Annotated in this window: 6 protein-coding genes and 1 pseudogene; all 7 read left to right on the top strand. The window is 71.2% G+C overall.

Translation table 11 applies throughout. The features are described from left to right. Positions 1 to 41 precede the first annotated feature (41 nt). On the top strand, positions 42 to 359 hold the full coding sequence (locus ACGF5C_RS16150; protein ID WP_393302198.1) for a WXG100 family type VII secretion target: 318 nt from the start codon (positions 42 to 44) through the stop codon (positions 357 to 359). Between the two features lie 70 nt (positions 360 to 429). Continuing rightward, positions 430 to 717, top strand: coding sequence for a WXG100 family type VII secretion target (locus tag ACGF5C_RS16155; protein ID WP_393302201.1), 288 nt, complete (start codon positions 430 to 432; stop codon positions 715 to 717). Between the two features lie 289 nt (positions 718 to 1006). Further along, complete coding sequence (locus ACGF5C_RS16160) at positions 1007 to 1378, top strand: hypothetical protein (RefSeq protein ID WP_350711309.1); 372 nt, start codon at positions 1007 to 1009, stop codon at positions 1376 to 1378. 2 nt (positions 1379 to 1380) lie between these two features. Then, on the top strand, positions 1381 to 4419 hold the full coding sequence (locus ACGF5C_RS16165) for a hypothetical protein (protein ID WP_393302204.1): 3039 nt from the start codon (positions 1381 to 1383) through the stop codon (positions 4417 to 4419). A 67-nt stretch (positions 4420 to 4486) separates the two neighbouring features. After that, on the top strand, positions 4487 to 4909 hold the full coding sequence (locus ACGF5C_RS16170; RefSeq protein WP_393270734.1) for a YbaB/EbfC family nucleoid-associated protein: 423 nt from the start codon (positions 4487 to 4489) through the stop codon (positions 4907 to 4909). 32 nt (positions 4910 to 4941) lie between these two features. Then, a complete protein-coding gene (locus ACGF5C_RS16175) occupies positions 4942 to 5250 on the top strand; it encodes a hypothetical protein (protein WP_393302207.1) in 309 nt (102 codons plus the stop codon). A gap of 123 nt (positions 5251 to 5373) precedes the next feature. Next, a pseudogene (locus ACGF5C_RS16180) lies at positions 5374 to 23178 on the top strand (hypothetical protein); the annotation flags it as partial.

Here is a 23178-nt window from a genome sequence, read left to right on the forward strand (position 1 = left end):
CACCTTCCGGCGACAGCGCCGGATGACAAACAAGGAGAGTCATGGTAGCCCCCAACAACGGGATCGTCGCCGATCAGGCGACCATCCACGGCATGGTCATGGCGTTCGTTCAGGCCCAGGGCGAGGCCAGGAACAGCCACTCGAACGTCGTGGCCGCGAGCCAGGCGCTGGCCGCCTCGTGGGCGAGCGACGGGGCCGCGCCGAAGTTCCAGCAGGCCATCAACAACTGGCTGTCCGGCTTCCAGAAGGTCCAGGAGGGCCTGAACCTGCTCAACCGGAACATGGAGCAGTACTCGCAACTGACCACCACGACCGAAGACGACAACGCCATGCGGGCCGGCGGCTGGGCGGCAGCCTGACCGCCGAGCGTCCCACCGGCGAAACCCGGGCCGACAGAACCCGGACCGACGAACGTTAAGGAGGCCGAGGATGGCCAACTACAACATCAATCCCGCTGCGGTACATGCGGTCGCCGAGACCATGACCAGGGAGACCCGCGAGCTCGACGCGTCGCTGGAAAACCTCCAGGCCCATGTGACGCGGTTCGCCGCAGCCAACAACGGCCAGGCGCCCGAAGCCTACAAGGACGCTCAGCAGCTGTGGAATCTGGGTCAGCAGGAAATGAGAGCTGCCCTGGCAATGGGGCAGGCGCGCCTTGTGGAAATCGTCCAGAACTACGTTGTCGGCGACAACCGGGGCGCGGCCATCTTCAGTTAGGAGACCGCTGGCGCCGGTGTCCTGGACCAGTGCATGTGATGCCGGTCCACCGGAACCGACGCGACGGATCACCTACCTGAGGGCAGCACCCAGCCGGACCTGACGCCGCACGGGGTCGGGACGGCAATCCTGCCGAGCCGATACCGGGTCAGACGCACTGGTCCACCGCACCGCCGGGTGGACCAGTGCGTCTGGCTCACCGCTGTCCACGGACTCACCCGGACCCCGGCTTTCGTCGGGTGAGGACAGCCGAGTCCCGCTGGCCCGTCTCCATCGAGAGGAAGACACGATGAAGAACATCGTCATCAACGAGAGCTACCTGCGGAAGCTGCACGGCATCTACACCAAGCAGGTCGACGAGATCGATCTGATGTACGGCAAGGTCTACCCGTACGGCTCCCTGCCGGATTCGACGGTCGACATCACGAAGCCGCTCAAGCTGCGCCTCGGCGGGAAGGGCTTCACCGAGGCGGAGGATCTCACGGGGGCGATCGACGTCGTCCGGGGGGGCATGGCCGCGCGCTTCAAGGGCGCGCGAAGCGAGATCAACAACCTGGAGCTCGGCATCAAGTTCCTGCTGGCCGACTCCGACGCCATTGAGCAGGCGAGCACGCTGAGCGCCGAGCAGTTCGAGTACTTCATGCCCAAAACCGGGAGTTAGTCATGACGAACACCGCGACGTTCGAGGATGCCCTGGCGAGCATTCTGGGGCTGGTGCTCGGCGGTGGAGAGGGCGGGGACAAGGCTTCCATCAACGACAAGTACCGTCCGCGGACCATCAAGGGGCCCGGCTACTGGCTGATCAACCAGACGAGCACGCTCAAGAAACTCACCCCCGGCGGGTGGATGCCGGAGTACAACAAGGACGCGGTCACCTTCTACCGCTGGAAACAGGACGGGGCGACAAAGCACATCACCCGGTTGACGGTGTGGGTGGGCGTGACCAGCAAGGACAAAACCCAGGGGCAGGAGCGCAACACCACCGACCCGGGGAACTCGACCAACCCCGAGGGCAACGACGTCGTCTCGCTCGGCAACGCGTGGGAACGGATGATCAGCGACCTGCCCAAGGTGGCCGGCCCGAACACCACGTTCGACGCGGACTCGATCGGGTCCGTCCGCGAGATCCTGGGCAACCTGACCACCCACGCGCTGGGGATCTCGAGCGAGCTGACCGATCAGGTCAAGTCGGTGAACGCCAAGAGCCCCGACTTCAAGGGCTCCGCCGAATCGGCCTGGCGGCACCGGGTGCAAGAGGCGAACAAGTACCTCGCCGACATCATGCCCCAGTTCAAGCAGTGGGACACTTCGCTGGCCCAGGTCGAGCAGGCCATGAGGGACTTCGTCGACGCGGTGCGCGACACCTTCGAGAAGTGGACCTCGATCCACCCGGCCGGCGTCTGGCAGCACCCGTACCGGCTCATCGCCACGATGTTCAACGAAAGCACGCTCGAGTACGGCGACCTGCACGATGGCCAGTCGAACGCCTGGGACCTGGGCCAGCAGTACGCCGACACCGGGGACCAAAAAGGATCGGAATACCGTGGAACCAAGCTCGGTGGATCGGACGCGGGTGTCGTCACGTGGACGCCGCCCGCGTGGGTGAAGTACCACCCGTTCGACGCCTTCAGCGTCCCCGAGTGGAACAAGCTGGACCAGCATCTGCGCCAGATGTGGGCCGACAAAGCCCTCGAGACCTTCGAGCCGGCGGTGCTCGCGGCGAAGAACCTGGTGGCGGTGTTCGCCGAGGCACGCAACCCGATGAGCATCACCGACCCGAAGCCGGTGCCACCGAATCCGATGCCCAACGACGTGGGGATGCCCAACGGCGCATTCCCCAACAACCCGTTCGGGAACATGGGTAACCCCTTCGCCAACTGGGGTGACCCCTTCGCGAACATGGGCAATCCATTCGCGAACATGGGCAATCCATTTGCGAACATGGGCAATCCATTCGCGAATGTGGGCAATCCGTTCGCGAACGTGGGAGCGAACTTTGGCAACCAGTTCCCCAACGGCGGCAGCATGGGGAACCCGTTCGCCAACGGCGGTGGCTTGGATAATCCGTTTACCAACGGGGCCGGCGCGGGCGCTCTCTTCCCCACCAGCCTGATGCCCAATTCGGGCGCCGGTGGTGGCGCGGGTAATCCGTTCGCCAATGGCGCTCTGGGTGCCGCTTTCACCGGCGGTGGCGCGGAGAATCCGTCTGGCGGTGGCGCGAGCAACCTCTTTCCCGCCAGTCTGATGTCCAAGTCAGAAAAACCGTCCGAGGCTGGTGGTGCGGGTAATCCGTTTGCCAACAATGGCGCCGTGGGTGCCGCGTTCGGCGGTGGCGCGGGTAATCCGTTCGCCAACGGCAGCTTGGACAATCCGTTCACCGAAGGCGGTGCGGGCAACCCGTCTGGTGGTGGGGGCGCGAACAGTCTTCTTCCCCCCGTTCCGATCCCCGAGCCGGTCGTACCGTCTGTCGGCGGTGGCGCGCAGAACCCGTTCACCGGCGGTGGTGGGGGCAGTTCCCTGCCGACCAAGAACCTCGGGCTCAACCGCAGTCCGTCCGGGCCGCAGTCGTTGGGTGACCTGACGCCGTCCCAGTTGCGGCAACTGGACAAGGCCGGGCTGCTGGACGATGTGCCGCTCACGGCTGAGCAGGCTGACTACCTGCGGAAGAACGGTCTGTCGCCGGGGGGTGCGACGAAGCTCGGTCAGCTCAGTCCGGATCAGCTCGACGCGTTGGCGCGCGGCGGGCTGCTGGACGAGACCCCCCTCACCAGCGACCAGCGGGCGAAGCTCGGCCTGGACGGGCCGCAGTCGTTGGGTGACCTGACGCCGTCCCAGTTGCGGCAACTGGACGGGGCCGGGCTGCTGGACGATGTGCCGCTCACGGCTGAGCAGGCTGACTACCTGCGGAAGAACGGTCTGTCGCCGGGGGGTGCGACGAAGCTCGGTCAGCTCGGTCCGGATCAGCTCGACGCGCTGCAACGCGGCGGGCTGCTGGACGATGTCCCTCTGTCGCCGGAAGAGCGGGCGAAACTCGGGCTGCCGCCCAACCCGTCGGGGAGTTCCGGCGGGGGTGGGTCCGTACCGGGCCTGGACGCGGGCAGGTTGCCGTGGCCCGACACCGGGCCGACGGCGCCGGTGGACCGGAATCCGTTCCCGACCACGGTCGACGGCAAGAACGTGTCGCCGAAGCCGGGTACGACCGGGAGCATCACCACCCCTCCGGCATTCGGCGACGTCACGAGACCCGGTTCGGCCAGCTTCCCGCACGTTCCCGGGGTGCAGGTCGGCACCGGGGGCCTGTCGGCGGTGCCGGGTGTATCCGGCTCGCCCGGGGCGCTGAACCCGGACAAGCTGGGGGTGCCCGTCGGAGGCCCGGTCGGGACCAACCTGAATGCAGGTCCGGGTGCCGGTCCTGGTCTCCCGCAGCCCGGCGGGGGCGGTATGCCGGGCGGTGGGATGCCGTTCATGCCCCCGATGATGCCGGGCATGGGTGGCGCACCCCAGCCCGGACAGGACCGTGACCGCCAGCGCAGCACCTGGCTGAAGGAGGACGACAAGGTCTGGGGTACCGACCCCGACTGTGCGCCCGCGGTGATCGGCCGGCGCGGTCGTGACACCCGGGTCGAGGACGACGAGTTCGGCATGCCGGTCGACGAGCGCCCCGGCAGCCAGGACGAACGCCGCCGGTACCGGGGCCGTTGAACACTGTTGCGCCGACGTGAACCCGGTGCCGCAGGTCAGCCGTGGGATAGAAGAGGAGGTAATCGGGATGAGCATGTTGGGCGACGAGGAACTGTTGGCCGAGATGCGTGCGGCCCTGAAGGACGTCGAGGAGGCGGCCGACCGGGTACGCCGGCGCGTGGCTCGGGCGCAGACCACCGTGGAGGACAAGAAGAAGCTGTTGTCGGTGACCGTGGGTGGTCACGGCGAGCTGACCCGGATCACCTTCAACGGGGACGCCTACCGGCGACTCGCGCCACCCGAGCTGGCCGACCTGATCGTGACGACGGCGCGTACCGCTCGCGAGAAGGCCCAGCGTAAGACGATGGCCGGTGCCGCCGAGCTGACGCGTCACCTCTCCGAGCTCGACGACGCCGCGCAGTCGGCCGGGAGCATCGAGGAGCTTGTCGAGGGCATCGCCAGCATGGTTTCCGGCAGTGCCGACCGGCGGCCCGGGCCGGCGGCGTCATGAGTGAGCGATGGTACGAGTTCAACGGGGACGCCGTGGCCCAGCGGGTGCCGTTGCTGCGCCTGTTCAAGGAGCACCTGTTCGCCGGCACGGTGGACCCGATCCTCGAGATCGCCCTATGCCGGTGGGCGGCTGGCGTTCCCGCGGACGACGAGCTGAGCCTGCAGGCCCGCGAGGCCGCGCAGCAATTGCTCGGGGGCATCGTGCTCGCGGCGTACGTCAAGCTGATTGAGGCCTCCGGATTCCAGGGCGACAAGGTGGACCTCTATCGCCGTGTCGGGGAGAACACCGAGGCCACCGTCCACGATCTGGTTCCGGACATGAGCGGTGGCGCGCGGGGTTGATCCGCGGGGACGGGTTGGTCGTGGGTTGGGGCGGCGGCCTGCGCCGCTGAGTGATGTGCACTGAGTGCCCCTGATCGGGGGCGGGAGGGGGCGTTGGCGATGGGTGAGGCCGCCGTTCCTTCCGTGGGGCTCAGTGAGTCGTCGAAGCGGGCCCTGGAAAATTTCACCGGGATGCGGTTGCACCGGTCGAAGTTGCCGTTGTTGGCGTATGACCTGAACGCGTTGGAGGTGTTGGCGGATCGGGTGCGGACCGTCTTGGTTCCGGAGTTGATCCAGGTGATCAAGGCGGTTCGGGCCGCGGGGGAGGGTGAGGCCTTCGACCGGTTCGTGGCGCAGACCGCTCCGTTCGTGGAGTTGCTGGGCCAGGTTGCCGATCTGAAGGTCGATGTGGCCAAGGCGATGCGGGGCTTCCTCGGTCAGATGGAGCTCACGGATCGTCAGGCGCTCATCATGTTCATATTCATGATGACGGAGTTGGCGGTCGCGTTCGCGTTGGCGTTCTTCCTGCCGGTACAGGCGGCGGCGCACATCGTGAAGACCCGGACGATCATCCAGACGATCCTGCGGTCGTCGATGGTGCGGGCGGCGGCGAGTAGCACGGCGATCCAGATGTTGTTCATGCCGGGGTCGTCGTTGTTGGCGCAGATCACCATGGTGGCTGATGGTCTGATGCCGGGGGTCGACTGGGCGCAGGTCGGTAAGCAGGCGTTGTACGCGTTGGCGGTGGCGGGTGTCACCACGGCGGCCGGGCCGGCGATGGGCCGGTTCGCCGGGGTCGTGGGTGGTGGTCTGGCGAAGCTCGGGGTGTCGGACACCACGCGTGACCTGTTGACCCGTCTGTGGATGGTGCCGGTGTCGGAGGTCGGCCTGGAGGTGGTCGGCGACATCGTCGCCAGCTACATGGTCGACGGGACCTACGACCCCAGTGGTCTTGGTATGGCCGCGATTTCCGGGGCGTTGGCGGGGGCAGGTGAGCTGGGCGCGGCCGGGGCCGGGGCCGCTGCGCGTCGCGTGGCTGTCGGTTTGGGGTTCAACCCGACCCGGCCCCGGTGGACTATGCCCGGTGGCACCGGCTTCACCGCGGACGGCAAGCCGGTCGCGCCGGTGCCGCCGCCCATCCCGGTCACTCCGGACCCGTCCACGTATCAGCCGGAGGTCGACGATCCGGCGGGTGCGGGCACCGGCGGGCAGGCCCCGGTGCCCGTCCCGCCGGTGCCGGCACCGGCGCTGTCGGCACCGGACCTGTCCGTGCCGTCGTGGTCGGTGCCGGCTGCGTCGGTGGTACCGGTGCCGGAGTGGGTCGCGGCAGCTGGTGCGCCGGTGGTGGAGCAGTGGCATCGGTTCCAGCGGGAACTGGTGGACCACTACGGTGGGCTGCTGGCCGGCACCGGGCAGGCACGGCAGTTCCTGGCCGCGCTTCCCGTGCCGGTCGAGCAGGTGTTCACCGAGTGGGCCGACGCCCGGCAGAACGACCCGACGGTCCCCGCCTTCCTGTCCCAGATCGGCCTGCCCGCCACCGCTCTCACCGAGCGGTACCTGTTCGGTGTCCGGGACCAGGCCGTCGCCCGCGTCGCCGAAGCCCTCGCGGGGCAGATCCCGACGGGCGGGCAGATCTCGACGGCGGTACGCCCGGAGCAGGTTGTCGCCGCGCTGCCGGCGGCGTTCGACTGGCAGGCGTTGCGCGCGGCCGCGCATCTGGCCGCCAAGCACCACATCGACCAGTACCTCACCGCCGGCACACCGACGCCCGCCACCCTGCCAGGCGGCGTGGTCCTGCCGGGGGCCGCTCACGTGCCGGTGGCCGCTGGCGTGCCGGGAGGCGCCGCCCTGCCGACGGCCGCCGGGGCGGCGGCGGTGCCGTCGGACGCCGCGCGCGCCGTGGTCGCGGGTGACGTGCGGGCCTACCTGGACCGGATGCTCGACGAGATCCTCGGCACCACCCCACTACCCACCGCACCACTCACCGTGCCGCCCACCGTGCCGTCGGCTCCGGCGGCCAGTCCGGCCGCCGCGCAGGTCAACGCCGTGGCGGACGCGGTCCGACAGGTGGTCACCGACCTGCCCGCCCGCTTCACGGCCGCGGCCATCCCCGACACCACCGGACCGGACACCACCCCATCCACCACGGACACCCCGGCAAACCGGCGCACCGACGTGCCGACGGTGCCGGTGACCCCAGAGCAGCACGTCGCAGCAGCGAACAGCCTGGCAAAAACCCTGCTCACCGCGTTGGCCGAAAAGTACGGCGTCGATCCGGCCAGCCACGGCACCCTCGCCGGCTTCCAGCAGGACTGGGTCAACGGATACCACCAGGTACTCGCCCAGGCCGCCGGCAGCGCCACGCCGGCCACCCCCAGCGCGCCGGGCACGTCTGGGGTGCCGGGGGTGCCCAGCGTGCCGGGCACGTCTGGGGTGCCTGCTGTGCCGAGCGTGCCGGGCACGTCTGGGGTGCCGGCTGTGCCGAGCGTGCCGGGCACGTCTGGGGTGCCTGCTGTGCCGAGCGTGCCGGGCACGTCTGGGGTGCCTGCTGTGCCCAGCGTGCCGGGCACGTCTGGGGTGCCCGCTGTGCCCAGCGTGCCAGGTGCGCCGGGCACTCCGGGCACGCCGGATGCGGCCGGTGCCCGCAGTACGGTGCCAGGTGGCGCTGCCCCTGGCACCGACGGCACGCCGAACCACCACAACACCAGCGACGCGGCGTCGGACAGTGGCCTGTCCGTCGTCAGCGACGACGTGTTCAGCGGCGACAGCAGCTTCAACGACACCATGACGGCGCTCGACGAGTCGGACAATGGTGAAGCGGCCAAGCGCGAATTCTGGGACACGGACCCGTTCGGTGACGCCTCTTCGCGGGACGGGTTGATCAACGGCGACCCGGTCAAGCGCGATTTCGGCGACAGGGATTCGTTCAGTAGCGTGTCCTCGTTGGACGACTCGGCCGGTGGTGACCCGGCCGGACGCGCCGAGCCGGCCAGCACGGCAACGGAACCGGCGGTCCCGGCGACCGGGCCGGCCGCCGCGGCGGCGGCCGAGTCCGCGCAGCGGGTCGCCGACTGGATCGATCAGACACAGGTGGGCCCCGGCAGCAGCCGCGACCCGTGGTGGTGGTGCGTGCAGGCCACCCTCGACGCCTTCAGAGCCCAATACAAACGGCTCGGCAACCGGGCGGTGTTCGACGACCGAATCCTCGGACCCGACGGCCGACTCGCACCCACCACGAGCTGGCCGCAACTCCTGGACATCCTCGACGCGACGTCCGAACGCGTCGCCCACCCCGACGGAGTCGCAGGAGAGGACGTACTCGCCGCGCTGCGGGCCGTGCCGGGATCGATGGTCGTGGTCAGGATCGCGCCACCGAACGAGCAACAACACGTCTTCGCCCTCTACAGCCAACCACAACCAGCCGGACCACCGACCATCAAGGTGCGCGACGGCCTGGTGCCCGAAGCCGAGAACCGACCCGAACCGCCCGACCCGAGGCGCGACCCGTGGCTGGGACACCTGTTCGCTTCGAGCACCCGAATCGCCGCGTTCGACAGCACCGGGCGACCCACCACCATCACCGACCTGCTGCCCGGCCAGACCGCCGGCCACCCGCGGCCGATCACCACGACCGGCGTCGACACCAGTGCCATCCTGCTCGCCTCCACCAGCACGCCACGCGGTCCGTCCCAGGCGATGCGGGCAGACACCACTTCCACCGACCCGGCCGACTCCCCCATGCAGCCATCCGACCATCCGGTCGACCAGCAGCCGCCCGCCCTGGTCCGGTTCGGCGTGCCCCGCGACGGTCTCGACCTGTTGTCGGCGCTGATCGTCTCCGAACCGGCCCTGGTCCGCACCGCGCTGGACGCGCGGCTGCCGGCGGACCTGCGGGAGTTCCTGTCCGATGCGGCCGGGGTACGGGCCGCTGTTGCCGAGTCGGTTCGTACCGGGGTGCCGCAGGGGTCCGAGCTTGGTCGGGTCACCGAGTTGTTGCGGGACCACGTGTCGGGCTATCTGGAGGAGAACGCGGGTCGGTTGCCGGCGGACGTGACCGCGCAGCGGCTCGCCTTCCGGCCGCAATACGAGCGGGACGTGGCGGCGTTGAGCCCCGACCAGGCGCGGCGGCGCGTCGGTGAACTCGTGGACGCCGGTCTCCTGGACCCGGACACCGCGCGGGCACGTCTCGACGAGATGTGGGCGAATCCGGCGGACGCCGGCCGTCACCTGTTCGAGCTGTTGACCGACCCCGATCGCCAGCTCGACCCCGGGGAACTGGCTGCGGTGAAGGCTGCCGTGCACGACTGGGCGAACCTGTCGGACAGCCCGGCTGGCCAGTTCCTGGCACCGTTGCTGGCGCACGCGACCGGTGCTGGGATGCAGATTTCCCAGGTCGCCCCGGACGGGGTTCGGCCGGTGGGCGGGTACGGCCCGGCCGGGGGCACCCCGGTCAGTCTGGCCCCCGTGGCCACCGACCCGGATCGGCCGGGCGTCCACTTCGACGCGTTGGTGCCGGAAACCCCTGCGGCGGTCGAGCCGTCGGCCGTACCCCCGCAGCAGCTCGCGCCGACCCCGCAACCGCCGGTACCGGTTGCCGAGGACAGTCAGCAGCAGGTCGTCCGGCCGGCCGCGTCCGCGGACGCGCCGCTGGTCGTGATGGCCGAGGGGCTGCCGGAGAACCTGCGGCTCCAGCGCGCGGTGGGCGGTGTGCTGCTGCACGATGGTGGCACCGTGCCCGGCCCGATCAGCTCGCGGGTGTTGGCTCCGACGGGTCCCGGCCCGGCCGTCCTGCTGCACTCCTCGGTGCTCGACCCGGACCGTCTCGGTGCCGCGCTGGCCGGGTTGCGGGCGCAGGACGCCACCATGGCTGTCCTGCACTGGCCGCAGGACCAGCCGGTCAGCGTGGCCCGGGCGCTGGAGGTCACCGCGCAGGCGCTGGGGCAGTCCTCGGCCATGCTGTCGGTGCCCCGGTCGGCGTTGCGGGACCGGCCGGTGCCCAGCCCGCAGGTCGTCCCGTTGGACGCCAACGGCGAGGTGACGTTCTTCAGTGGGCGGCCGGAGCGGTATCTGTTCCTGCCCGAGAGCGCCGGTGCACCGCGCCGGCCCGCCCCGTACGGGCTGATCGAGCAGTCGCCCGGCGTGTACGGGCTCGGTGACGGTTGGGTGGTGTGGGACGGCGGTAGCCATCTGTGGATCGGGCCGGAGTCCGAATTGGACGGGGCGCGTCGGTTGCTGCCGGACACCGGTGGCTGGCTGGCCGAGCCGGCGGTGTTCCTGGGCTGGCGGGCGACCCCGCTGCCCGAACGGGTACGCGACCGGGTCGGTCGGATCTTCGGGGGCATGCCGGCCGCGCCACCGACGCACCTCATCACCTCCGGGCTGGGGCTGGACCGACGTACTCTCGTCCCGTCGGAGGTGTCCGGCCTGCCGGCCGGGGTCCAGCTGAGCCACGTCCCGGGTGGGGTGCTCGCCCACACCGGTCCACGGCCGCCGGCCGGTGCCACGACCCTGCACTGGTCCGACCTGGCCAGCCCGGACCGGCCCCGGCTGGTGGTGGACGAGTCGGTCGGCGACCCGGTCGCCGTCGTGGAGGCCGTCCGTCGGGGGCTTCCGCCGGATTCCGGCCCGCTCCAGGTGTTCGTCGCGCCACCGGCCACCAGCACACCGGGTACGCCGTCCGGTGCGGTGGCCGCTGCCCGGGTGGCGGAGCTGTTGCGGGAGCGGTTCGGCGGGCGGCTGGAGGTGGTGTTGCCGGTCTCCGTGGTGGGCCGGCAGCCGGCCGGTGTCGACGAGCTGATCCCGGTCGACGCCCGGGGTCAGGAGACCTTCCCGGCCGCCGCGCACGCCTGGCGGGTGCCGCTGCGTCCGGCACCGCCTCGGCAGCCGGGGCCGCTGGGCCTGCGACCGGCTGCCGCCGGTGGGTTCGAGGTGTACCGGGGTTGGACGGTCCGGGAGCACCGGGGGGTCGTCCTGTTCGCGCAGAACGGCACCAGCCCGGACACGCTGTCCCCCGATGCCCTGGCGGCCCCCGCGACCGGGGTGGCCGTGGTTGTCCAGTCCCGGGGTGGTCCCATCCCGCGCGAGGTGGCCGACGCGGCCACCCGGCTGCTGTCCGGTGTTCCCGAGGCCGACCGGGATGTGCGGGTCTTCGGCAACGAGGCCAGCGCCGGACCGGCCGCACCCGATCCCGACGGGTCGTCTGCGCAGGCCCCGGCGCGGCCGGCCAACCCGGACCGGCGGGCGCTCGCACTGGGCGATCCCAAGGCGGCGTTGCCGGACCTGGACCGCATCGAGCAGGGGCTGCGCGCGGAGGCGACCCGGCGGGGCGTCACCGTGGGGGACAACGAATGGGAACAGTTGCATGAGCGGCTGCTCAACAACTACCCGCAGGTGGTCTCCGAAGACGGGTACGTGTTCACGCTGGGTGGCATGGAGGTGCGGGCCCGCCTGCGGCCGGAGGACCCGCAGTTGGTGTCGAACCCGGCGGGTTCGTTCGACACGGAGGCGTCCGGGCCGTCGCTGGACGACACCGAGGGCCTGACGAGTGAGAACGGCCGTTTCCACGCCAACCAGTTGACCCAGGGTGTTTTCCAGACCGGTGCGCACAGCCAGTCGGACGGGACCCCGACGCGGGCGGTGCGGTTGCGGGGTGACTTCAACGTCGACGTGCCGCTCGGCCTGACGACCCACTGGGGGCCCCGCTTCAACGCCACCCTCAACAAGGTGGACCAGAAGTCCGCCTACCTGATCGACGCGGAGAAGGGTCGGGTGTCCGACACCCGCGCGAATTCGACGTTCTACTCGTACAAGCCGGGGTGGTTGATCGAGGCGCGCGGCGACGAACAGCCGTGGCAGGCGGTGGAGGTGCCGGAGCCGCCGGACGGGCAGGAACCGGCCCGGCTGGTGGTGGCGATCCCCGATCACCTGCTGGAGAACGCCGGCGAGCAGGTGGTCGCCGACCTGCCCGAGCACATGCGGGACAACCTGACGCGGGTCCCGGAGCTCTTCTCCGCCAGCAACATCACCGGCCTGAACGAGCTGTACGACCTCGTCATCGACCGGCTGCGCGCCGACGGCTTCGACATGTCCATCGAAAGTCCGATGCGCAACGAGTTGCAGCGCAAGCTGTGGAACCTGGAGACCCACTTCGACGAGGCGGTGAACAACCGGCGTACGCCGGAGGCGGACGGCGACGCCGGCGCGCTGACCCGGGGCTACGCGTTCACGTTGCACGACGACGGGCACGCGGCGGCCAGCATCCGGGTCTACGGCCGTCGTCTCGGCGGCTCCGTGCAGGTGGGCCTCGGCGGCGGCTCCACGCGGGTGGGCGCCAGCAGCGACAAGGCCCACATCGAGCAGGTGCGTACCGGCATCGTGGGGCAGGGCGGCGAGTTCACCCTCCAGCAGTCCGCCGGGCTGTCCCTCGGTGGCGCGGTGGACCTGCCCTTGGCCAGGCGTCTCGACGATCCACGGGCGTACAAGGAGAACGCCAAGCTCGGTCTCTCCGCCCGTGCGGGAATGAGCTGGACCAGCAACGACGGTGGTGGCGTCACGGTGGCGTCGCTGAACGTCGTGGTCGGCCGGCGCACCGGTCAGACGGTCGCCCACGAGGTGCCGTTCGAGTGGCACGTCGAGGTGGTCACCTCCCGCCGGCCGCGTGAGTGGCCGCATCCGACGCCGGTGGTGAACGGGTCGGCGGTGCTCCGGATGTCCGAGCCGGACGCTTTCGACTACGGGTTCAGCGTCGACGCGGACGCCTTCGCCCCCGATCCCGTCCCCGGGCTGGCGGACGGTGACCTGGCGGTGGTGCCGGCAGGCGGAGGACCCCGGTCGGTGCCGCACGACCAGTGGCGGCAGCGGTTGCGCAACACCGGCGTGCACCCGGAGGACACCGGCGGTAACGTGCTGCCCCGGCACGTCCTTCAGGGGCGGGGCCTGCTGGGTCAGTCCCTGCCGAGGATCGACAAGCCGGCGGTGCGGCAGCTCCGGGCCGGTCTCATGCGGGTGCTGGCCGACGAGGGTTTCCTTCCGACGGACCCGGACCGGCCGTGGGCGCACGGGGAGCAGAGCCGGCCGGCGACCCCGGATCCCGGTACGCCCCTGGAGGAACGGCCGCTGCTGGGCCGGGTAATCGACGGGGTGCGGGACGCCTACGACAAGGTCGTCCACCGCGACACCGACGCCGCGATGGACAACCTGGACCTGCTCAACAAGCTGGTGAGCGGCGACGGCCTGGAGTCGCACTTCGACCCGCTCGGCCAGGACGGCGCCGCTGCCGTCGACGACCCGGACGCGCCCGCCCCGAAAGCGGGAATGCCGTTCACCCTGCACAGTTGGCGCAACGGGGTGATGCGTACCGCCAAGGTGACCGTCTACGCGATCCCCCGGATCTCCGCGGACGTCGACGCGGACGGCAACTCGGTGCACTTCGAACGGCTCAGCGACGAGGTGAGCACGGTCACCCTCGGGATGTCGCTCGGCATCGCCGGCCAGGGCGCGAGCGGCAACCAGGGCTGGTTGGCGGAGGCCGGGGTGAACATCGCGCTGCCGCCGAGCGTCAAGGAGCTCCGGTCCGTCGGACTCCTCGGCGGGTCGGTGAGCCGCAACGTCGGCGCCGCCGAGCGGGTGACCCGGGTGGTCAACCGGCCGGAGCTGAAGGAGACCAGCAGCCGGGTGATGTTCGTCAACCTGCCGTACGACCTGGGCTTCGTGGTCCAGATCAGCGACCGGGCCACCCCGATCGTCTCGCCGGAGCTGATCCGCGCCAACGTGCACGCCGCGCTGCTGAAGTTCAACACCGACCCGGCCACCTTCAGCGAGGTGGCCCCCGGCGACACCGAACCGTCGGTGCTCAACCAGGGCATCGTGTACTTCGTCGACGCGCACGGCCTGCACGCCGCGGCGCAGGACCAGTTGCCGCAGGAGCTGACCCAGGCCGGCCAGCCGATGACCGGGCCGGTGGACAGTCTGACCAACCACATCACCTTCCAGTCGCGGTTCAAGGAGGCCGTGCTCGGCCAGTACGGCGCGACCACCCTGGTCGAGCCGGGCTTCGTGGCGACCACCAGAGCGGCGCTCTCGGTCAAGGTGCCCCGTATCCGGGGGGCGCGGTTCGTCGGAGCCACCCCGGACCAGTACGTCACCGGCCTGATCGAGCTTGAGCTGGCCGAGATCGTCAACGTCGCCCAAGAGTCGTCCACGTGGGGGTTCAACCTGCCCAACATCGGCCTCGGCCACGACTTCGGTCCGTGGAAGTTCAGCTTCGGCGAGTCGGCGGGCGTGCGGGTCAGCAAGAACGCGTCGGAGGAGAATAAGCGCGTCGGCGGCCTGGAGATGCTCAAGCTGGCCTTCGGCCGGGGGTACGCCTTCGAGGCGGAATACGACATCAACGTCCGCGCGGGCATCCACAAGCAGGTCGGGTTCGTCGTCAGCCGGGTCAGCGTGCCACCCGGAGCCGACCTGCGGGGCCGCATGATGCAGTTCATCCTGCCCGAGGCGGAGGCCCTGGCGCAGTACGCGGCCGGAAAGCTGCCGATCAGCGATGTGCAGCTGCTCGACGCGATGGGCCGGTGGTCCCGCGGCGAGTTGGTGCTCAGCGGCAACACCGTGGCGGGGCTGCTCAGCCGGTGGCGTGGCGAACTGGCCGACCGCGCCGCCAGCCGCACCGCCGCCGGTCTGCCCGACCTCGGCACGTACCTGATCCAGCACCGGGTCCAGACGTGGGCGCACACGCTCGCCGACCGGCACGTGGACCTGGCCCAGCGCGGCGCGGTGCTCGACCCGCGCCGCCGCGCGCAGTTCACCACCGACTTCGGGATCACCCTGGACCCGAACGTCAACCCGTTCAGCGCGTTGACCATGCCGCCCTACCTGACCCGTACCGGTGACCGGACGCTGGGCCACGCGGGCGTCGACGAGGTGACGCTGTTCACCGGGCCAGCACCGGCGGACGGCGGGCCACGCCCCACCACGACCGTGCTGGACGCCGTCCGGGAGCTGGTGGACGCCGGCCGGCCCGGGCTGCTCGGCGCCAGCCACGACAACTGGCCGGGGGCGGGGACCAGTTGGGGCGTCCTGATGGTCTCGCCCGACGAGTCGGTGGTCGGCGCGCTGCCCGGCGGCCTCGAAACGCTCCAGTCCACGCTCGCCGGCCAACGCGCCAACATCGTGTTCGCCGACATGCTGCACCGCTACAACGGCGTGTCGTTCTACCTGGTCGACCAGCGCAACCCGGTGGCGGCCCAGATGTTCAAGCTGGAAATCTCGGCCACCCTGGGAGACAGTCCCTGGTACACCGACTGGGTTGCCGACTACGGCATCGAGAACTACGGGCACGCCTACCGCGCGACCGCTCGTATCATCGGGCAGGCGCTGGGCTGGAACCTCATGCCGGCCAAGGTCGGCTTCTCGGTCGAGGGCGTCCCGGTGTCCACCGCCGGGTCGCTGTCGTTCGCGCCGGGCGGGGGGCGCAGCGTCAAGGGCGCCGCGCAGGTCGTCCGGGAACAGACCGTCTACGACTGGACGGGGCATTACCTGGCCAGGTCCCTCATCGGCCTCACCCTGAAGTTCAGCCGGGTGCACATGCACGGCTGGCAGCCGAGCTACCTGGTGAACCACGTGATGACGGCCCTGAACGACGCGGCGGACTGGGCGTTGCACCAGGCGCCCGCCGGTTTCGCCGACTGGGTCTCCCTCGCGCCGGTGGAGCCGGTGCTGACCCGTCACTACGAGGGGCGGATCGACTTCAAGGTGCCCCGGGGGCTGGCCGAGGCCACCCCCGTCCCCCGGTCGCCGCAGCTGGACCTGCGCGCGCTGCCGTCGCTGCCCCGCGACGCCTACGTCAACGCCCTGATCGACGAACTCTACCCGGCCGCCCGGCACCTCATGGGCAACGTGCTCGGCTCGCACGCCAACGACCCGGCCTACCGGGGCAGCGTGGCGCTCGACGGCCTGCTGTCCCGGCTCAACGTCGACAACCACCTCTCCGACGGGCTGGGCGACGGCGGATACCTGCTCGGCTCGCATCTGTTCGTCGCCGGCGCGTCCAACAACCGGGTCGCCATGCGGATGTACGTCGAGCCCTACTCGCTGGAGATCATCAGCAGGCTCACCACCACCGGCACCGGCCGGTACGCCAAGTTCGCGTTCACCACCGCGTTCACCCAGTCGCGCAACCGGTGGCGGCCCAACCTCGACGCGGAGGCGTCCTACGGTTTGCCCCCGTTCGGGACGACGAACGTCGGCGTGCAGGAGGACAAGACGGTCGCCGGCAAGATCACCACCGGCGCGAACCGGACCGCGCCGGCCAGCCACAGCGCCACCTTCGACGACACCAAGCGGCTCGAGAACCACCTCAAGATGCAGGGGGTGACGTACCTGGTCCGGATCCGCACCCGGGCCCGTTTCGTCGCGGTCCCGCACTGGCACAGCGCCTTCCACCGCGACGCCGGCCTGGCGCCGATCGGACCGGAACGCTTCGAGGCCGACGACGCCCCCGGCACCGGTTGGATGAGCGGCGACGGGTTCTACGAGATGTTCGCCGGCGAGGTACACGAGCTCCAGCGCGCGCTCTCCGAACGGTACGACTGGAAGGCGAACAACCCGGCCGCCTGGCCCGCACCAGCGGCAGACGCCCCCACGATCGGCCTGGAGGGTCTGCTGCAACGGGCCACCCCGGCGGGTATGGCCGCCGCCCCGGTGGCCGGCCGTGTCATCGACGCCGGCACCTTCGACCCCCAACAGGCGCCCCAGCACGCCGCCCTGCTGATCCGCGACCAGATCGGCAACCACTACGACCCGGTCAGCCCGCTCCGGCTCACCGCCAGCGCCGCCGAGCAGACCCGCCGCCGGTACGAGTTGACCCTGGACTGGGCGGTGGGTCACCTCCAGCGGCTCAACGCCACGCAGCAGGCCACCGCCGGTCTCGCCGAGTTGAAGACCTGGAGGAACCGGGTCGGCAAACTCGCGGTCGGCGCCGCGCCGTCCGCAGCCGACGTGCGGCAGTTCAACGAGCGGATCCCGGAGATCGTCGAGCGGGTGCAGGCGGTGCTGCCGCCGGGCTCCGCGTCGGTCACCCCGCCGGAGGAGGTGGAACTGCTCGCTCAGGACCCGCGCACGGTGGCCCGGGTGGTGGCGTTCGAGCTGAAAACCCACCTCGACCTGACCGTCACCGACGACCAGGGCGCGGCCAGCCGGTACCGGATCGACCCGCAGGGCTGGATCACCGAGCTGCGGGAGGGCCCGGACGGCACGTTCGCCCCGATCACGGCCCCCGAGGTGATCTTCGACCTGGACCGTGATCTGAAGCTGCGGGCCGACGCTGCCGGGATTCGCCTGCGGCGGCAGATGGCCACCTACCACGAGCTGCTGGGGCGTACCCCGGTGCAGATGGACGCCGCCGCGGAGCTGGGCCCGGAGCTGGAGACGCACATCCGGCAGGCACGCGCCGACGCCGACGACCGCGCCCGCGAGTGGATCACCGAGGGCCTGCCCGCCCGATCGGCGAACCCCCTCGCGGCCCACACCACCCGGCACGACACCGACACCCCGCAGACGCGGGCCGGTCAGGCGCGGCGGCTGCTGGCCCCCGCCCTGCCCCCGGGATGGACCACCACCGGGCCACTACCCCAGGCGCCGGACACGCTGCGCCCCGGTACCCGACTGTGGATCTCCCGCCCCCAAGGCGCCGCCGCAGCATGTGTCGACGCCGACGGCACCTACCGGCTCTACGACCCGTTCGCCCTCGGGACGGCCGAGCGGACCCTCGACGACCAGCAGTTCCAGGACGTCCTCGCCGGGGCGCAGGCCGTCACCCTGGCCGAGCCCGACGCGCTGACGAGCTGGCTGCTCCACGACGGCAACTGGGCGGCGTCCCGGCAGTTCGCGGAAGACAACCTCGCGGCGCTGCGCGCCGACCCGACCGCGGCGCGGCTGGCGCAGGACCAGCAGGCGCCACCCCCGGCCCCGCCGGCCCAGCCCGACTCGACCCGGCCCGAGACGGCCCCGGCGCCGCCCGGCGATCCGGTCCTCGACCGGCACCAGGCCCTGCTGGACGCGATTCGTGCCGGACAACTGACCGCCGCCTTCGACTACCTCGACGCCGCCGACGCGGCGGCCCGCCACCGCGTGCTCGCCGACGCGGTGGCCGCGGTGGCGCCGACCGACCCGGCCGCGCCGACCGACCCGGCCGCGCCGGCCGGGCTGCGGGCGCTGGCCGACCTCGTCGACGCCGACCCCCGGGTCACCCAGCCCCGGCCGGAGCGGGAGGCCGTCTCCGACGCGGGCATCCTGCGGGCCGTGGCCGACATCCTCGACCCGGCCGTCGGACCACTGGACACCTTCCGGGCCATCGCTACCGCCGCGTGGACCATCAACCCCCAACAGAACTGGCCGGAAACCCTGCAAGACCTGGTCGACCGGCTGCCCGCGGCACCCGACCGCGACGACGTGGCGACGCTACGCGCCGCGCTCCCCGCCGACGAGCGGATGCTGTACCACAACATCAACCTGCTCGACGACCTGGCACCGGACGCCGCCGCCAGGCTGACCGCGTCCGGGACGACCGCGACCGCCCTGGCCCAGGCGTGGCGGAACGTCTCCACTCTCGACGACCTGATCTCAGCGTCCGCCGCCTGGGCCGGGACGGTGGCGGCCACCCCCCTGCCGCCGGCCCACGTCGTGCACCATTCGATGCCCCCGGCATCCGCCGCCCTCGAGCAGTGGCTCGCCATCGGCAACTGGGACGACTCCCGCACCTTCCTCGACGACCACCGGGCGGACCTGCTCTCCGACCGGGCGCACAGCGAGCTTCAGATCCGCCGGGCGGGACTGCCCCACGGCGTCGACCTCGCCGCCCGGGACGCGCTGCTCACCCTGGCCCGCTACGGCCACCTCGACGACGGGTACCAATACCTGCTCGGCCCCACCCCACCCACCCCGGCCCCGGCCGGGACCCCGGCCCCGGTGCCTGCCCCGGCCCCGGGGGCGCCGACCGGGCGGCAGGAGATGCTGACCAACCTGCTGGCCCGGCCGGATCTGGCCGACCCGGCCGCCGTGTCGGCCCTCGGTAACCTGGCCGCCACCCTCGACGGTCCGGTCGACGCCGTCGACGCGGCGATCCTGCACCTCACCGCCGACACGCTCGCCGGCCTGAACGTTCCCGACACCGCCGTCACCACGCTGGTGCGCGACGCCCGTCAGACCCTCTCCGCGCCGCAGCGGCAACAGTGGGCCGAGACGATCCGCAACCTCGCTGACAACGCCACCGGCACCCGTGGGCCGGCACTGCGCCACCTCGCCGATCGGCTGTTCACCACCGCACCGGATCCGGATCCGGCCCCGGACGCTCCGGATGCCGAGGCTGCCCGGGTGCGGCAGGTGACGCGGGAGCGCCTCCAGCAGGCCACCCAGGAACTCCAGCGCACCGTCGACGACCTCGGCCAGGCGCGCCGGAACGAACGCGACGCGCAGGGCGCCCGGGACGCCGCAGAGGAGTCGCTCGACGCCGCCAGGACCGCCGTCACCGCCGCCGAAGGCGAACGCGCCCGGCTCGAGGAGAACATCGGCGACCTCAACCGTGCGATGCCGGGACTCGAAGCGGAGGTGACGCGACGAGAGGAATTGGAGTCAGCGGCCGGGCAGGCGGTCGACGACCTCGCCACCAGCCAGGACGAGCCACGGCTGGCCGCCGCCCAGGCAGAACTTCTCCAGGCGCAGCGGGAACTGGACACGGCCCGGACGGCGCTGGAGAAAGCCACCAGCGACCTCCGGGACGCCGGACAGAACCTCGACCGGGTCCGCTCGGAGCTGCCGGACCTGCGCCGGCAGGTCGAGACCGCGAGCGAGGAGTTCCGGGCCCGCGACATCTCCGCGCAGGCGCACACCAACACGGTACGGATGCTCGACGAGGCCAGGACGGCCCGCGAGGCCGCCCGGGACGCCGCACAACATCAGGTCGACGCGATGGCGTTGCCGGTCCCACCGACCCCACGCGGCACCCCCGTCATGGACATCGACGCCGCGCTGGCCGACATCGCCCGCTCCGGCCACGGCCGGTCCGCCGTCCAGGAGCTGGACCGCTCGGTACGCGCGCAGCACGGTGGCACGCCCCCGGCGCGCGTGGTGCTGAGCACCGACCCCACCCGGCAGGCCGACAACGCCGCGACCGCCCCGGCGGACGAGACCGCCGTACACGAACTGGACCGGGTACAACTCGCCCGGGACCTCGCCGCGAGCCTGGACACCCCGGTCGAACTGCGGGTCTACGGTGGTAGCACCGCACAGCCGCCGTACCTCGCCTACCCGGGCGGGGAGATGGTGCGGCTGGACGCCACCGGCCGCCCGGAGACCCTCGACGACGCCGTGCGGCGGCTGCCGCAGCGCGTCCAGGACGATCTGGCCCCGCACCGGGGCCGGCCCGATGTGGAATCCCGGCTGGAGATCCTGCACGAGGCGGAGATCGAGTCGCGGCACGACTTCGCCACGGCGGTGGCCGCCCTGGTGGAGAACCTGAACCGGCACCAGGGGTACCTGGCCCACCAGTGGGTCACCCAGGCGACTCCGCCGGTCGACGCCGCCGGCCTGCGGGGGTTGGCCAACGGCCTGGACACCACAGCCTGGCCGGAAACCACCAGCACCCCGCCGGCCGGGTCGGTGGAGACCGGCCGCCCCGACGACGTGGCCGCCGCCTGGTTGGCGTACACCCCGCAGCGGCGTGCCGAGATGATGGCCGACCTGCTGGACGAGGCCCCCGGGCCCGGGTTCACCGCGAGCCGGCCGACCCGCGACCTGCCGGCCGATCCGCCACCGGGCACCCGGGTGCTGGCCGTGGCCGGGTCCACGGTCGCCGCCGGCGTGGTCCTGCCCACCGGGCAACTGCGCTGGTACGAACCCGCCCGCAACCAGATCCACACCGGCAGCATGCAGATGCTCGGCACCTGGGCCAAGGCCCGGGCCGGCGAGGACGCGGGACCGGACGACATCTGGTACATCGTGCCGACACCGAACGGGACCGACAACCCGCGCGACCCGTCGGCCCTCGCGCGCCACGTGGACGTGGCAGCGCGGACCACGTCGACGTCGACCCCGCCGGTCGAGCCAGACCCTTCCGCGGACGTGGCCGGTGCGGTACGCGGTGACGTGTCGTTGCCTGGTGGTGCGGCGGCGTCGTCGCTTGGTGGGGTGCCTGGCAAGCTTGGCGAGCCGGCCGTTGCGGCAACTGGGCCGGCCGTCGCGATGTTCGAGTCCGGGCAGCGGGTCGCCAACTCGGCCGCTGCGGAGCAGGTGCGTCCCGGCAGCAGCGGCGACCCGTGGTGGTGCGTGGCGGCCACGCTCGATGTGTTCCAAACCGAGTACAAACGGCTGGGCAACCGGGCGGTGTTCGACGACCGGATCCTCGGACCCGACGGCCGGCTCGCGCCCAACATGGGCTGGCCGCAACTGATGGAGATCCTCGACACGGTGCCCGAGCCTGTCGGCCCCCACCCGCACGGAGTCGCAGGAGAGGACGTGCTGGCCGCGCTGCGGGCCGTGCCAGGGTCGATGGTCGTGGTCAAGGCCGCGATACCGAACGAGCAGCAGCACGTGTTCGCCCTCTACAGCCAGCCACAGGAATCCGGGCCGCCGAGAATCCAGGTGCGGGACCCCCTGGTGCCCGACGCCGTCAACCGACCCGAACCAGAACAAGATGCGTGGCTACAACACCTGTTCATGTCCAGCACCCTGCTGGCCGCGTTCGACGGGAACGGGCGACCCACCACCATCACCGACCTGCGCGGCCAGACCGCCGCACACCCGCGGCCGAACACCACGACCGGCACCGACACCAGCGCCATCCTGCTCGCCTCCACCAGCACGCCACGCGGCCCGTCCAAGGCGATGCAGGCAGCGGGCGCCACGTCTCCCGAGCCGCCCGGCTTTCCCCGGCAGCCGTCCGATCCAACGGAAAACAACGGCTCGTCTGGTCCTGGCCCGGCGTCTAGTGCCCAGGCATCCGTAGCGGACCCGGATCTGGAAACGGAACTGGCTGAAATGGGTGTGTTTCGAATGAATACACCGACGCTCGATGAGAGATGGGAGCCGCAGGGGGATGCCGACCCGGTCGAGTCGGATCTGCTGGCAGAGTTGGATTCACCGACGTTCGACATGGACTGGGAGTCGGAGGGGGGTGCCGACCCGGTCGAGTCGGATCTGCTGGCAGGGTTGGATTCACCGCCGTTCGACATGGACTGGGAGCTGGAGGGGGGTGCCGACCCGGTCGAGTCGGATCTGCTGGCGGGGGAGGATCCACCGCCGTTCGACATGGACTGGGAGCCGGAGTGGGGTGCCGACCCGGTCGAGTCGGATCTGCTGGCGGGGTGGGACCAGGTGGAACCGGAGCGTGATCTCGGGCCCCTGCCGGAGAACCCCGGACCAACCGAGCCGGACCCGGGGTCGGGTGGGGCGCCGGCGGTCGGTGGGTCCAGCGGCGCCCGGCAGGGCTGGAAGCAGACCGTGGCTTCGGCGGTCGCGCAGTTGTCGGCCGTGGAACGCCGTGGTGGGGTGGATGGGACCCGCGATGATGCGGCGGAGTTCGTGCGGTGGACGAGCGAGGTGCTCGGGGTCGATCTCACGGAGCGCACGCCGAGGTCGAGCGGCTTCTACAACGCGGTGGTGCGTCGCTTCGGGAGGGAGTTGAAGGACGCGGGGGTCGAGCGCAGCAGTGCTGGACTGCGCGCGTGGGTGGCCCGCCAGTTGGCCGCTGACCTTCGCCTGGGTGAGGCGTCGGAGTTCCGGAAGTTGCTTCCGTATCCGGAGGTCATGTCCGAGCAGCGACGGAAGGACCTGCACCGGCAATGGCTTAACAAGATCACGCACAACCTGAACGGCGATTACGACATTGCGCATGTGGTTCCTTACATCATCGCTTCGTTGCCCCTGTCGATGCGGATCCACCATCCGTTCGGTCCCCCG

The organism is Micromonospora sp. NPDC047620, from assembly GCF_043205005.1.
In the GTDB taxonomy this organism is placed as follows: domain Bacteria; phylum Actinomycetota; class Actinomycetes; order Mycobacteriales; family Micromonosporaceae; genus Micromonospora.

Coding starts and splice junctions, on each gene's coding strand:
- ACGF5C_RS16170 (WP_393270734.1), top strand. CDS start 4,487: ATGAGCATGTTGGGCGACGAGGAACTGTTGGCCGAGATGCGTGCGGCC.
- ACGF5C_RS16165 (WP_393302204.1), top strand. CDS start 1,381: ATGACGAACACCGCGACGTTCGAGGATGCCCTGGCGAGCATTCTGGGG.
- ACGF5C_RS16150 (WP_393302198.1), top strand. CDS start 42: ATGGTAGCCCCCAACAACGGGATCGTCGCCGATCAGGCGACCATCCAC.
- ACGF5C_RS16160 (WP_350711309.1), top strand. CDS start 1,007: ATGAAGAACATCGTCATCAACGAGAGCTACCTGCGGAAGCTGCACGGC.
- ACGF5C_RS16155 (WP_393302201.1), top strand. CDS start 430: ATGGCCAACTACAACATCAATCCCGCTGCGGTACATGCGGTCGCCGAG.